Source organism: Mycobacterium shigaense, assembly GCF_002356315.1.
In the GTDB taxonomy this organism is placed as follows: Bacteria; Actinomycetota; Actinomycetes; order Mycobacteriales; family Mycobacteriaceae; genus Mycobacterium; species Mycobacterium shigaense.
Window position 1 is genome coordinate 1,483,917 of record NZ_AP018164.1, and the last position, 14,113, is coordinate 1,498,029.

The window sequence follows — 14,113 nt, forward strand, 5'->3', positions numbered from 1 at the left end:
CCCTTTCCCTTCGCCTTAACCACCCGGGGGGTCGCGGCCTGCGTTCTACGCGTCTGCCGCGCGAAGTTTGGATCCTTAGCTGGGCAAATATCATGGTCGCTCTGGGCTATGGGGTCATTTCGCCGGCATTGCCATCCTTTGCCCGCAGTTTTGGGGTCAGCATCAAGGCGGTGACATTCTTGGTCACCGTCTTTTCGTTGAGTCGGCTGTGTTTCGCGCCGATAAGCGGCCAGCTGGTGCAGAAGCTGGGGGAGCGGCGCATTTACATCGGCGGCATGCTGATAGTCGCGGTGGCCACCGCCGCGTGCGCATTTTCCCGGGCTTACTGGCAGCTGCTGGCTTACCGCGTCATCAGCGGGATCGGGTCGACGATGTTCTACGTCTCGGCGCTGGGACTGATGATTCACATCAGCCCGCCCGACGCGCGCGGACGCGTCGCTGGCCTGTTGACCACGTCGTTCATGGTGGGCGCCGTCGCCGGGCCCGCGGTCGGTGCCCTGGCGGCCGGTTGGGGGGTGACCGCCCCGTTCATCCTGTACGGCTTCGCGCTACTGGGCGTGGCGGTGGTCCTTTACTACAGCCTGCGGAACTCGACCCTGGCCGCGCCGGGGCCGCCGACGGGGTCGACGGTCACGATGCGGCAGGCGCTGCGGTTCCGCGGGTATTGGTCGTCGCTGGGGGCGAACTTCGCGACTGGCTGGTCGGCGTTCGGCCTGCGCGTAGCGCTGGTCCCGTTGTTCATCATCGACGTCATGGGCCGCGGCGTCGGCATCATCGGGATCGTGCTGGCCGCGTTCGCCGGGGGCAACGCACTGGCCATGATCCCCAGCGGCTACCTGTCCGACCGCATGGGCCGGCGCACGTTGATGATCGTGGGCCTGGCGTTGTCGGGTGTGGCGACCGTCTTCCTCGGCGCCGCCACGTCGTTGCCGGCGTTCCTGGTCGCGGCGGCGATGGTCGGCGCGGTGACTGGGATCTACATGTCGCCGATGCAGGCCGCGGTCGCCGACATTCTCGGCAGCGAGGCCCGCGCGGGTGGTCCGGTGGCGGCGGTGCAGATGATGTCCGATCTGGGTGCCATCGTCGGGTCGATGACGCTCGGCTGGGTGGCCGAGCGGCTGAGCTACACGTGGGGCTTCACCATCAGCGGAATAGTGCTGCTGATCGCTGCCGTCGGCTGGGTGGCGGCGCCGGAGACCCGGCCTGCGCCGGAGCCGGAGCCCGATCACCTGGTGTCTCCGCATACGTCGAACCTGCCTGAGCAGCAACTTTGAACGACGGTTACTAGTGGTGTAGCTTCGATGGGCACGACACGGGGCTATGGCGCAGTTGGTAGCGCACCACACTGGCAGTGTGGGGGTCAGGGGTTCGAATCCCCTTAGCTCCACAGAGATTGATCAGGTCAAAGCGTATCCCGTCTGCTGTCGAGCTTTCGTCGTCCGCAGCAGCATGGATCGCCGGGTCGAGATGGCGCAACTTCATCCAGGTCCTCATCGACATGTCTGCGTAAGTGTCGAGGGTCACTGAAGGCTTCGCAGACTCGCCGTGCAACGGAGACGACCATCGCCCGGACCTTCGGCGTGAGTCGGGCGACAATCTATCTATCGAGTGCTCGCTGAGGGTGGCGAGAGCTGACCCCTCCTCAAGTGATGGGTCCGCCAGGAGGCCTTACCGCGCGGCGGTGGCGGGCTGTTTGTCAGCGGACAGAGGCTTTTCTTGCGGCAGGTCGTTGTGGGCTGACATCGACTTGTAGAGATAGTCGATCATTTTGATCGAGAACGGAATCGTGATCAGAGGGGCGAAGACCCACCAAATGTTCATGAAGATGAACTTGAACATGACGGGCCGCTGCAGATGGAAACTCCACGGGAATAAATTGTGTGAAATTAGGCCAAACTGGAACTTTTTCAATCCCGCGCACGGAGCGTTTGTAATTTATGCTATGACGCACTTACAGCTGCCAGCGCCCGATTCTTTCGATTAGGTGTTCTGACCTTTCAGTTCGGTAAGCAATCAACGCAGCTGGTCCGAATCGGCGATCTTCCGCAGATGCCGCGTTGCACATGGCGCGCATCAATCTTCCGGCAGGGTGTCAGTTTTTGGTTCGATCAGCGCAAAGTCGATAAGGTCAATAATTTCGACTGGGGCGCCGATACTAATTGATTGAGGCGGACAATTGCAGCCAGGTGCGGCGCGCTGGTCGAGCCGGAACCTCCGGAGATGAAAAAAAACTGGACAAACGCGCTATACTTCACTGTATCAATTATGGTTAATTTCTGGAGAAAATCTTTATGCTCACCGCAAAAGAAGTAAGTAAGTCCTTCGGCAATCAGCAAGTGCTCGCTAACGTCAGTCTCGGGTTAAATGAAGGTGATTGCATCGCCCTCGTAGGATCCAATGGGTCCGGAAAATCCACTTTCATGCGAATTTTGGCTGGCGAGGAGAGTTTTGACGAGGGCACGATAAGTCATTCGAAGCTTGACGAAGTCGGATACCTACCCCAGACTATGCGCGTGATATCGGGTGAGACTATCGACGATGTCATTGCTTCATCTTCTGCCGGATTGCGGGCGATTGAACAACGCATGCGTGTCTTGGAAGGCGAAATGGCGAACTCCAATGGCGCCGACTCCGAACTACTTGTTGAATACGGAGAATTGTCTCATCACTTCGAAGCAAGAGGTGGCTACGAACTCGATTCTAATATCGATCGCATTCTCGACGGGCTTGGTGTCGGATATCTGAAGCGTAGCCAAGCAGTCGTGGATTTATCGGGAGGCGAAAGCGCGCGAGTCGCTTTTGCAGCGTTACTACTGGCTTCACCGGACATATTATTGCTAGATGAGCCGACTAATGACTTAGATAGTAATGCTTTGACATGGCTGGAGACATATTTGCGCGAATACAAAGGTGCTGTGCTGCTGATTAGTCATGATCGAGATTTCATTGATGCCCTTGCGAATGCCATTGTTGAACTTGATGAGCACCAGCACACGTTCACTCGGTATGAAGGCAACTACGGTCGATATCTGACGGCTAAAGCGGCAGCACGCGTTCAGGCTCAACAAGCCTACGACCTCCAACAAAAGGAAATAGCTGACCTTCGAGAGAAGGCGGCGACGACCGCGCGATCTGTCGGGCACAGCAGGGCGCGAACAGATCATGACAAAACGTCGTATAACTTCCGCGGCGCGAATGTAGAAAGAGCGGTAAGTCGAAATGTTCGGGCAGCTCGAGAGAAACTCGATCGTATTGAGGGAAATCTTTTGTTACCACCACCGGACCCACTCCGCTTTCGAGCCAATCTGACATCGGGTAGCCTGCCCAAGGATGCCATTGCCATCGAAGCCCGCGATGTTAACGTGTCTTACGGAGGCCGTAAGATACTTGACCGAGTACGCTGCGAAGTGAATGCTCGTGATCGTATTTGTATAGTCGGCGAAAATGGGACCGGAAAATCAACTCTGTTGAAGATACTAGCTAACGAGTTAGAACCAGATTCTGGCGAGATTCAGGTCAGGAAAGAAATGAAGGTTGGCTATTTATCGCAAAAGACACGTCTGCCCCTTCCTGCCGAAACAGTCGCTGCCAATATTACTGCCGGCCTACGTTTGAGAGGTTTAGACGAGGTACCAGACGAATCGCGCGGCTGGTTGATCCAGTGGGGATTGATTTTACGCGAAGACCTGCGCAAACGTGCAAGCGAACTTTCCACAGGCCAGCAACGGAAGGTTGATCTGGGAATTTTGATAGCCTCCGCTCCTGACGTTTTGATGCTCGACGAACCGACAAACCATCTATCGTTCGACGTCGTTGAGTCACTGCAGGCCGCTCTGCTTAGTTTCGCGGGGCCGGTCGTGGTCGTGACACATGACCGTAGGCTGATGCGTGTGCTATCAAACACGTGGTGGCGCCTGATCGATGGGAAGCTGGAGGTAGGGGAAGCGTCCAAACTGGTCGCAACTTAACATTTGTGAAATGACTTCGGCGAGCCCCTCAGTCGCGCGAACCTACCCGAAAGCCGATTCCTAGGGAGCACCACCATGGAGGATGGCGAGCGACCTCCATATTCCGCGCTGACCAAGACATATAGCCAAAGGATCCACCTTTGCGAGTCCTTGTGCGCGAATTCCCTTCGTGCACCATAGCTACTGGTGCAATTACCGAACTGGACGAGATCGCGGAGCGACTGCGCAGCTGGAGCTACCAAGAGGGTTCAGCTTGACGACAATTTTGACGACAACCGCGAGGACAATTGCTCCCTCAACCACCGTCCCTACACTGCCGAAACGGCAACATCGTGCCTGTTCACGGTCCCTGCCTGGTCCTGGCAGTGTGGGGGTCAGGGGTTCCGAATCCCCTTAGCTTCACGATTGTGATGAGTCGATTCATAGATGACAGATGAGTCGCGTCATGGGTTACAGATTCCCCGGCCGTCGGCCGGGGTTTTTGTTTTGGTTGCGCCAGTAGTTTCGTTCGGGGTTGATGTGGTGGCTGCTCTCGTCCTCGAGTTCGTCTTGGTCAGTGGGCTGGACCAGGTCCTGGCCGTCCGACGAGCTCCCGGCTCCGAATACAAACTGTCCGATCGACTGTGTCGCAGCGAACTAGAGTTTGCTGAAATCACGTCAGCAGGCAATATGAGTTGAGGATCAAAAGGCATGACCCACAAGATGTTCAGCCTCGTGCTTGAGGCGGTCGACCGGATCGCTGCCTCGAAAATTCCACCGGTCAAGGTGGTCCGGGCGATAGAGCGGGCGAGGCATCATCTTGGTCAGCTGCAGCGGCGTACGGTGCCCGCCTCGGTCGGTTTGCTGGAGATGGTAATTGATGGGTGGGTTGCCCAGTCAATCACCGCGGCCGCCGATCTCGGCGTCGCGGACGCGCTGGCGCAAGGGCCGCTGTCGGTCGAGGATTTGGCGCTCGCGGTCGACGCAGACGTCGATGCGCTCAGCCGATTGATGCGGGCCCTGAGTACCCGAGGGATTTTTCGTAGATGCCGCGACGGCCGCTACGACCTGACGCCGCTGGCACAGCCGCTTCGTCGCGACGCCCGAATATCCCTGGCCGGATGGGTCAGATGGGCGGGTTCGCCACAGATGCGTGAGCTTTGGAGCCACCTGAGCGAGGGGATCCGCGCCGGTCGCTGCCGGTCAGTGGAGATGCAGGGCCAGCACCTGTTCGACTACCTAGCCGGCGAGCCCGAACTGCACGAGATATTCAACTCAGCAATGACCAGCGTGTCGGAACTTTCGCTTGCGCCGCTGATGGCTGCCTACGACTTCAACCCCTACCGCACCATCGTGGATGTCGGGGGCGGGCATGGCCGGTTGCTTGCTGCGATCCTAGCCGCCGCGCCGAAGTCACACGGCATCCTTTTCGATATGCCGCAAGTCTTGGCGGGTGCCCCGACCGAGCTTGGTAAACATGGGATCTCGCAGAGGGTCCGGCTGGTCAAAGGTTCATTTTTCGACGAGGTCATACCGGTTGGAGGCGACGCCTATGTCATTAAGGACGTGCTCCACGACTGGCCCGATCAGGATGCCTCGCGCATCCTGCGTAACGTGCGCGCAGCCGCTGGGCCCGGTAAGCACTTGTTGGTCATCGAACCGGTGATCCCGCAGCACAACCGTGAATTCGCTGGGAACTGGCTCGATCTGGATATGTTCGTCACCGCTGGGACACGGTTACGCACGGCCGATCAATACCGTGAACTGCTTGAGCGCGCCGGCTTTCAACTGAAGCGCGTGGTCGAAACGGTGTCCGCGTTCAGCGTCCTCGAAGCTGAAGCCATCTAGCAGGGAGCGTCCAGCACATGTTTCGGTTGCACGCGGTGAGCGTGATCCCGGCGGATCACGAAGAAATGCGGCCTTTTCGTCATCACCGCCCGCTGCTGGACGGCATACCGATTCGAGCAGCCGAGCCTGCGGTTGGAAGCGACGCCCGCTCAATTCAGGGCCATTCCTGCTGAAAAGTGATTGGTCCTAGGGGCGTTTCAACGTATCGGCGAGGCGGTTTACGTGCGAACTGGGAGGTCATATGCTCCAACGCCTTGCGCGACTGGCGCTCGCCGCGCCGCGGCGAATCGTCGCTCTCGTCGCATTAATGACTGCTGGTGCTGCGGTTTTCGGGGCGCCGGCGGCAGCCAGTCTCTCCGCGAGCGGGTTCGAGGATCCGGCGTCGGGATCCGCGCACGCGACGCGCCTGCTGACTGATGTGTTCCATAAGGGCGTACTGCAGCTGGTGTTCATCGTCGCTGACGACCGAGGTATCGACAGCCCAGACGCCCGGACCGCCAGTAACCGGATTATCGAGAAACTCACGCACGCGCCTGGCGTGACCGCGGTGGTATCGGCGTGGACGTCGTCGCCCCAGGCCTCGGTCGCGCTACTGAGTGCTAACCGCCGTGCGGGTTTGATCGTTGCCGATCTCAACGGCCGCGAGGCTCAGGCAGCTCGGCAAGCGCAGATGATCGTCGACTCGGTTAACGCCGACATCGTGCCCGCTTTCCCCGGTGTAAGCGTCAAGTCTGGGGGGTCGGCGATGGTGTACTCGCAGATAGTCCAACAGACCTTGCGCGACGTGTTCACGATGGAGTCGATTGCAATCCCGATGAGCCTACTGGTCCTGGTATGGGTGTTCGGCGGCGTTCGGGTCGCGTTGCTCCCATTGGCCGCGGCCGCGGTGGCGATTGCGGGCTCATTTGCGTTTCTGCGTCTGATGGCAATCTGGGCCGAGGTGTCCATCTTCGCCCTAAGCCTCACAACGGCGCTGGGGCTGGCCCTGGCTGTCGACTACACGCTGTTGATGATCAGCCGTTACCGCGACGAACTAACTGCAGGGTCCGATCCGGCCCAGGCGCTTACCACCATGATGACGACGGCGGGGCGCACGATTTTGTTTTCGGCGCTCACGGTGGCGTTGTCGATGACCACGATGGTGCTATTTCCGATACCTTTCCTTAGGTCGTTCGCGTATGGCGGCATCGCGACGGTCGTGTTATCCGCTGTCGCGGCGATCGTTTTGACACCGGCCGGGATCGCACTGCTCGGCGCCCGGCTCGACGAGCGAGCAGGGCGTCGCCGAGTCGACGGCGATGTCGGCAACGATGCCGTTGTCCGGCAAGGCTTTTGGTACCGCTGGTCCAGGTTCGTGATCCGCCACGCAATAGTCGTCGGTCTGGCCGTGGCAGTACTGCTGATCAGTTCGGGCATCCCCTTCTTCGGTTTCCGCTGGGGTTTTCCGGATGACCGGGTGTTGCCTCGATCGGCGTCGGCGCATCAAGTGGGTGATGAACTGCGGACGGAGTTCGTAGCCCAGTCCGGAACCGGGGCCATACTGGTCGTCCCTGATGCGCGTGGCCTGGTTTCGGCCGATGTCGAGCGGTACGCGGCACAGGCCTCACGGGTGGTCGACGTCGCGGCGGTCTCCGCGCCGACGGCCACCTTCGTCGGTGGGCGGGCTGTGGGGCCACCCTCGCCGGACGCCGCGGGCGCCGCCGACGGCAGTCTCTATCTGAGCGTCACCAGTGTCGCTCCGCCATTTTCAGCGGCCTCCGAAGCGCAGTTGGATGGCCTGCGCGCGCTGCCCGGTCCCGGGGGCCGTGTCGTGTTGATGACGGGGGTAGCCGCACTCAACCGCGACAGCGTGGGGGCCATCAGCGCGCGGCTCCCGCTCGTGCTCGGCTTGATCGCCGCTATCACGTATGTGGTGCTTTTCCTGCTCACCCGCAGTGTCGTGCTGCCGGCCAAGGCGCTGGTGCTGAACACCTTGTCGTTGACCGCGGCGTTCGGCGCGCTCGTGTGGATCTTCCAGGACGGCCATCTCGGTGGGCTGGGGACTACGCCGAGCGGCACGCTGGTGGCCAACATTCCGGTGCTGTTGTTCTGCATCGCGTTCGGGTTGGCCATGGATTACGAGGTGTTCTTGCTGGCTCGGATCCGGGAGTTTTGGGTCGCGGGTACCGCCTCCGCCGCCGCGAACGACGAGAGCGTGGCTCGTGGCCTGGCGCACACGGGACGCGTCGTGACCGCGGCGGCGATAATCATGGCGATCTCATTCGCCGGCTTGATCGCAGCCCAGGTGTCCTTCATGAGGATGTTCGGCCTCGGGCTGGCGCTGGCTGTGGTGGTCGACGCAACGTTGGTACGGATGATGTTGCTACCGGCGCTCATGCATCTTCTCGGACGGTGGAATTGGTGGGCACCGAGGTGGTTGCAGCGCGACCGGAAGCCCACGCTTGAGTGACCTATATCACACATTGGGTGCGGCGTCCCACCCATCCGGGCGGGACGCGGCTACGAATTCGTTGCGCCGGCGTCGGTCAACTACCCAATGAGGAGCGTGCACGTGAGAGTTAGCCGTGGTGGCGTGCGCAACAAGAAAGGTGGGCATAATTCGCATCGAGACGACCCGATCTGTCTGGCATCCGTGCGCGACGCGGTACGGGACCACCTGACCGAGTTCGTCCGTCGTGAATGCGTCCCTCGGCTCGGCGGCTCTCACGTCGATGTGGCGGCCGACGTGCTCGGCAACTTCGTCGCCGGGGGTAAATACCTGCGATCGACGTTCATGTATCTGGGATGGTTATGTGGGGGCGCCGCGGACGAAGCGGCGTTGCGGGCGTCCGCGAGCCTGGAGTTGCTCCACTGCTTCGCGCTCATGCAGGACGACGTCATGGACGGGTCGCCGTTGCGCCGCGCCCAGCCAGCGGCCCACGTCGTGTTCGCCCGATGGCACGCCAGCAATGCGCTGGCAGGCTCCGCGGATCGTTTCGGCGAATCCGCCGCCGTCCTCCTCGGCGATCTTTGCCTGGTATGGGCCGAGGAGATGTTGCGCCGCAGCGGAATTGGCGCGGATGCCCTCGCCCGGGTCTGGCCCCGGTACGACCAGATGCGGACCGAACTAGCGATCGGACAGTTCGCCGACCTGGTCAACAGCGCGCAGACGTTGCCGAGCTTCGATGACGTGCTCGACGTGCTACGCCGTAAGTCCGGAAATTACACTGTGCGCCGCCCGCTGGAGATGGGTGCGGCGATGGCGAATTGCGGCACCGAAGTGCTCGATGCGCTGTCCGGATACGGCACCGCGATCGGGGAGGCCTTCCAGTTGCGCGACGACCTGCTCGACGTGTTCGGTTCACCGTCGGTCACGGGAAAACCGGCGGGCATCGACTTGATGATGCAGAAGACGACAAGTGTCGTCGTCGCCGCGCACGAGCTTGCCGGGCCGGGTGTACGGCGGGAGCTGGTCGAACTCATGGACGGCGGAGAGATCGATGACGCAAGTGCCGAACGCTGGCGAGAGCTGATCGTCCGCAGCGGTGCCGTTCAATACATCGAGAAGCACATCAGCGAGCGACTGACCTTCGCGCTCGATGTTCTCGAGGGCGCCGGGATCACGGTGGCCACTCATGAAGCCCTGTGCGACATGGCTTTCAAGTGCGCGAAGCGAGCCGCGTGATGCGCAGTGTGGACGACGGTTTCTAGGTGTGGTGACGGGCCTGGTCTTCAACCGTCGTCAACACGCTGTCGCGGCTGGCGATCTTGATGTGCCACCAAGAAAGTTGAGCTGACGACAACCGTGACGACAATTGCGCCTGACACTCACCGTTGCGGGACAGCGGCCAGCGCATTGCGCGGTATGTCGAGCGTCGCGATGGGATATCTTCCGGAACTGTCGCGCCCGTCTGATGCCAACTCCATGGGCGGATAGTCCACCACCCGCGAAGCATTGGGTTTGTGTTGCTGCCACGACACCGACGCCTGCAAGGTGTAGTGCCCGGGCGTCAAGCCGACCAGGTCGATGTGGACTGGCTCGGCGACTGACACCGGAACCGGCTGTTCGCGTGACTGGCCGGCATCGTATGGGACCAGCGTTTTTAGGCTGACCATTGCCGGCAGCGTCTTAACCACCGCTCCCGCGGCATCCGTCAGTTGGTAGCGGGGAAGCCATTTCTCGGTTGCCGCAGCGGAGCCGGAATTGGTCCATACCAATGATGTGCTCGCCGTCTTGCCCTGGATCGACAGCGATCGTGGCCGGGCCTCAACTGAGTATCGATAGCCGGCGTCAGCGTTGGCCCATGCCCACAGCAGGTACAGCGCTGGGTCCATCGGAGTGGTCGACTGGGTGTCCGCGAAATCGCAACTCGATGTCATCGACACGTGGTACTTGATGACGTCGTGTAGGCCCTTTTCGTAGTAGGAGCGTGGATCAACTCCCTCTGGCAACAGGCACCATTCGGTAATTACTGGCGCCGCGGCCAGCCGGCGTTTTAGTTCGGTGACGATCGGATCTGCCGACTCCACATAATATGAGCCTTCGGCCTCGGCCCAAGCGGGCAACGGCGCCTGCACACCGAGGCAATCCGCGCGGATGCCCACCGGCGCGGACAGTTTCTTCGTGACGTCGTCCGCGAGCAGCTGACGCACAATCTCCGGGTTGAGCGCCGCCGTCATCAATTGTGTACGGGGAAAAGCGCTTACATGCGCAGCGACCAGATATCGAATCGAGGCGGCGGTGATGCTTTGATCAGCAAACTGGCTGTAGTACCCCAGCTCCGCCTCGCTGTCGTCGGGTTGTGGGCCCGGCGCGCTCAGCTTGTCACGCAAATACGCGATGTGGTTCTCGCTCCAATCGCCATAGCCAGAGAACTCGAAAGCGCTCAGCCGCTCGTCACCGTCGTAGCGCCGCCCCAGCGCTGCGACCAACCGTCCAAAGGCGTCGAGGTAATTGGTATCGTTCCAGTTCGGCACCACCTGGGTCACTCCCGCGGCGGGGCCGTCCGACGGGCCGCGATAGCTGGTGGTGGCGCCAGGGATGGCACGCACCCAGTCAGGTACCTCGATATTGGTGGCGTCCGGAAAGACCGTGTCGCAACACGAGCTGTAGGCGACCACGCGAAGGGTCAGTCGCATATTGCGGGCGGCCAGTTTCGTCAGCGCATCGTCAATCGTGCGGAAGTCGAACTTCTGGCCGTCAGGGGCGTCGAGTGGCAACGTGCGCGGGTCGGTGGGCTCTAACTGCCGCCACGTGACACGCAAACTTCCATCATGCGCAGCAGGCCACGGCGGATACCGGTGTTGCGCGGGATTGCCTTGCGGGAAAAGCGGTTCCAGGAGATCCTCGTATTGGCCGCGCAGCGGATTGGATAGGGCCTGCGTGCTCGGGGGCACGCTCGGTCTAGTCGTTGCATCCAGCGGTCTTCCGCTGAGCACCAGGACCGTGCATGCGCTAATGGACAGCATGCCTTTCCCGAGCGGACGAAACATCCTGCGTAATGGACCCAACACCGTCGTCACGGCTCGGCCACGCCAGTTGGCGGCATCAGGATGGGTAATTGTCAGCATTGTCCTTCGGCGAGGGATTCCGCTAGCGGCAGACTTGGCGACACAGATTGCAACGAGTCCGATCTCGCTGCGCCAGTCGATGTGAGGCTGTCGCAGAACTTGCGTGGCGCCTCGATAGGGCCGAGCCTCGATGCAATCAGATTCGCGCTGACGGTGGCTGCCTCGCCGATGGCGGTTAGTTCCGCGTCGAACCCTTGTTGGCCGAACTTCTCGACTGCGGTGTCGCAGATGCGCACCGTCATCGTTGGCTCGTGCTCTGCGACGAGGGATCTGAAGTGTGTATGGCCATCGTGTCCTCCTCAAAATGACAGCGATTTGGCTTATACAGTTTCGAGACTGCCAAACCTAGCGGGCGGCGAGTGCAACCGGCCAGGGCCTTTGGGGATGGAATCCTGGTGACGAAAGGCCCTTTGATCAGGTCCGTGATCGCCTGCTGGCTTGACTTACGTTCACCGACGTTGTGGCTGCGAACATTTCGACGATGATCGTCGCGACCAGGGTGGTCTACAGCATCGTGCGCTTGGTCGCGTCGCGGTTCTTCGACGCAATAACTATCGTTCGCATCCCATGAAATGGGAGACGTTGACCTCCAATGGTTTTCGTTCTTCCATTGACACAAGGTCTGGCGCCACCGCGGATCAGTCACGCCGGACGCGACGCGGTGTTACCCCGCCGCAACCCCGAGGGGTGGATCCACCGAGACCGTCGCCGGACCGCATGCCGTGGCTGTTACGGCGGCAAACGCGAGGACCGTCGCGACGACGACCTTCGTGGCTAGACGTGACATGACAACTCCCTTCATCAGGCTTCTGTCTGGACTGTAGAAGCCGAGGGCAAATAATTCAATGAGTATTGAAATATTGCCTATCGGTAGGCATAGTTCTGATGCGGACGACGCGATCGGTCGCGGGGCGGGAGCGCCTGAGAGGATGCAGGTCGCGGACACGTCCACCAGGGCAAGCATGATCAAGGAGGAAGTCTCTTGGCATCGAAGGTTCCGCCGGCCAAGGTTGCGCGAGCCGTTGAGCGGGCCCGCTACCACCTGTCGCGCCTGCGCCAACGCTCTGCTCCGCCCGCGGCGGTGGTGATGGAATTGATCCTCAACGCATGGGTCGCTCAGGCGATCACGACCGCGGCCGATCTCCGCCTGGCGGAAGCCCTGGCGGACGGTCCGTTGTCCGGCGAGGATCTCGCACGCCGGGTCGGGGCCGACGCCGACGCCCTGAGGCGACTCCTGCGCGCGCTGATCGGCATCGGCATATTCCGCCAGCGCCGTGACGGCCGTTACGCTCTGACCCCACTCGCGGAAACGTTGCGCACCGATGCACCCGTGTCGATGGCCGGGATGGCGCGGTGGGTCGGGTCGCAGCAGCATCGCGAGCACTGGAGCCACCTGACCGATGCGATCCGGACCGGGCATCCGGTGGTCCCCGGTCTGCGCGGCAAACCGATTTTCGAATACCTGGCCGACGAGGGCGAGCTAGGGGAGACCTTCAACTCCGCCATGACCAATCTGTCCGAGTTCGCGATCGTGCCCTTGACCGCGGCCTACGACTTCAGTGCCTTCGGCACGATCGTCGATGTCGGCGGCGGACACGGTCGGCTGTTGGCGGCAATCCTCGAGGCGGCTCCGAATTCGCGCGGCGTGCTGTTCGATCTTCCCGAGGTCGTGGCAGGGGCGCCCGAGTTATTTCGCAAATACGGAGTCGACGACCGCATCCGAATCGAAGAGGGGTCGTTCTTCGATTCCGTGCCGGAGGGCGGCGACGCTTACGTGCTCAAGAGCGTCATCCATGACTGGCCCGGGGAAGACGCGGTTCGCATCCTGACGAACGTACGCACCGCGGCTCGGGCTGGCGCGCGACTGTTGTTGTGCGAGTTCGTCATTCCCGAGCACGACCGCGACTTCCACGGCAAATGGGTGGACCTCGAGATGCTGGTCGTCGCCGGCGCGCGCGAACGCACCTCCGACGAGTACGGCCGTCTGTTCGAACAGGCCGGTTTCCGGTTGACCCGCGTCGTCGACACCGTGTCACCCCTCAGCATCGTCGAGGCGACCGCGGTTTAGCCGAGAGTTAACGCGACGGCGCGTCCAGCGCCAGCTCGTCGGCGGGGGCGGTCAAAAACCGATGCACTGCCGGCCCCAGCAGCCTGACCACGTCATCGACCCCGAGTGACGACAGGGGCGGCACGCGCATGATGTAGCGCAGCATCGCGGTGCCGACGAGGTTGGTGGCGGCCAGCGTCGCGCGCAGTCGCGCTTCCTCGCCACCGCCCAAGGCGTCGGATACCGCGGTGAGGAGGTAGTCGTGCAGGAAACTGCGAAACGCTTCATTGGCGTCGCTGTTCGACGTCGCCGACTGCACCATCGAGGCCATGCTCGCCGCCGTGTCGGGCTGCTCCCAGATAGCGAGGTAGGCCTGCACGACCAGGAACCCTAAGTCGTCGTTCTTCTCGGTGAGCACGGTGGTCAGCAGGTCGGACGGCAGCACCAACTTCATGGACTCGCGAAACAGTGCCGCCTTCGAGCCGAAGAGATAGAGGATCATCGACGGATCCACGCGCGCGTCGTCAGCAATCGCGCGCAGCGTGGTCTTGTCGTAGCCGTGCTTGGCGAACTGCTGCTTCGCCGCGCGGAGGACCGCGTCGCGCGATACCGGCTCGCCTTGGCGCCTGCCCCGGCGCTTCATCGTTTTGCCAGGTGAAGACACGTGCGAACGATAGCATTTCAATGACAGTTGAAAAGCCCAGGCGGCGACTGTACGCTT

General features: G+C 61.5%; 10 protein-coding genes and 1 tRNA gene. 7 read left to right on the forward strand and 4 right to left on the reverse strand.

Features of this window, described 5'->3' with window-relative positions:
• Nucleotides 1-71: 71 nt before the first annotated feature.
• Nucleotides 72-1,274: an MFS transporter gene (locus MSG_RS07085; protein WP_373421138.1), complete on the forward strand. Its 1,203-nt coding sequence runs from the start codon at nucleotides 72-74 to the stop codon at nucleotides 1,272-1,274.
• Nucleotides 1,275-1,314: 40 nt separating this feature from the next.
• Nucleotides 1,315-1,387: transfer RNA gene (locus tag MSG_RS07090), tRNA-Ala, on the forward strand.
• A 281-nt stretch (nucleotides 1,388-1,668) separates the two neighbouring features.
• Here MSG_RS07090 and MSG_RS25110 read toward each other — a convergent pair.
• Nucleotides 1,669-1,839 carry a hypothetical protein gene (locus tag MSG_RS25110; RefSeq protein ID WP_162899164.1) on the reverse strand — a complete coding sequence of 57 codons (171 nt, stop codon included), beginning with the start codon at nucleotides 1,837-1,839 and terminating at the stop codon, nucleotides 1,669-1,671.
• 452 nt (nucleotides 1,840-2,291) lie between these two features.
• On the opposite strand from MSG_RS25110, the gene abc-f reads away from it, so the two are divergent.
• The 4 genes from abc-f to MSG_RS07110 all read left to right on the forward strand — a co-directional run bounded on the left by abc-f (nucleotide 2,292) and on the right by MSG_RS07110 (nucleotide 9,459).
• A complete protein-coding gene (gene abc-f, locus MSG_RS07095) occupies nucleotides 2,292-3,968 on the forward strand; it encodes a ribosomal protection-like ABC-F family protein (RefSeq protein WP_096438289.1) in 1,677 nt (558 codons plus the stop codon).
• Nucleotides 3,969-4,658: 690 nt separating this feature from the next.
• Entirely contained in the window at nucleotides 4,659-5,795 is a 1,137-nt protein-coding gene (locus MSG_RS07100) for an acetylserotonin O-methyltransferase (protein ID WP_232011186.1), read from the forward strand.
• A 241-nt stretch (nucleotides 5,796-6,036) separates the two neighbouring features.
• Nucleotides 6,037-8,244 carry an MMPL family transporter gene (locus MSG_RS07105; RefSeq protein ID WP_096438291.1) on the forward strand — a complete coding sequence of 736 codons (2,208 nt, stop codon included), beginning with the start codon at nucleotides 6,037-6,039 and terminating at the stop codon, nucleotides 8,242-8,244.
• A gap of 123 nt (nucleotides 8,245-8,367) precedes the next feature.
• Nucleotides 8,368-9,459, forward strand: coding sequence for a polyprenyl synthetase family protein (locus MSG_RS07110; protein ID WP_232011249.1), 1,092 nt, complete (start codon nucleotides 8,368-8,370; stop codon nucleotides 9,457-9,459).
• 143 nt (nucleotides 9,460-9,602) lie between these two features.
• On the opposite strand, the gene MSG_RS07115 is transcribed toward MSG_RS07110, so the two are convergent.
• Both MSG_RS07115 and MSG_RS24800 read right to left on the reverse strand, forming a co-directional pair.
• Complete coding sequence (locus MSG_RS07115) at nucleotides 9,603-11,267, reverse strand: hypothetical protein (RefSeq protein ID WP_181159159.1); 1,665 nt, start codon at nucleotides 11,265-11,267, stop codon at nucleotides 9,603-9,605.
• Nucleotides 11,268-11,338: 71 nt separating this feature from the next.
• Nucleotides 11,339-11,587 (reverse strand): hypothetical protein, encoded by a 249-nt coding sequence (locus MSG_RS24800; protein ID WP_142404458.1) that lies wholly within the window; start codon nucleotides 11,585-11,587, stop codon nucleotides 11,339-11,341.
• Nucleotides 11,588-12,327: 740 nt separating this feature from the next.
• Here MSG_RS24800 and MSG_RS07120 point away from each other — a divergent pair.
• A complete protein-coding gene (locus MSG_RS07120; RefSeq protein WP_096438297.1) occupies nucleotides 12,328-13,413 on the forward strand; it encodes a methyltransferase in 1,086 nt (361 codons plus the stop codon).
• Nucleotides 13,414-13,420: 7 nt separating this feature from the next.
• Here MSG_RS07120 and MSG_RS07125 read toward each other — a convergent pair whose 3' ends face one another.
• Complete coding sequence (locus MSG_RS07125; RefSeq protein ID WP_096438299.1) at nucleotides 13,421-14,035, reverse strand: TetR/AcrR family transcriptional regulator; 615 nt, start codon at nucleotides 14,033-14,035, stop codon at nucleotides 13,421-13,423.
• Nucleotides 14,036-14,113: the final 78 nt, after the last annotated feature.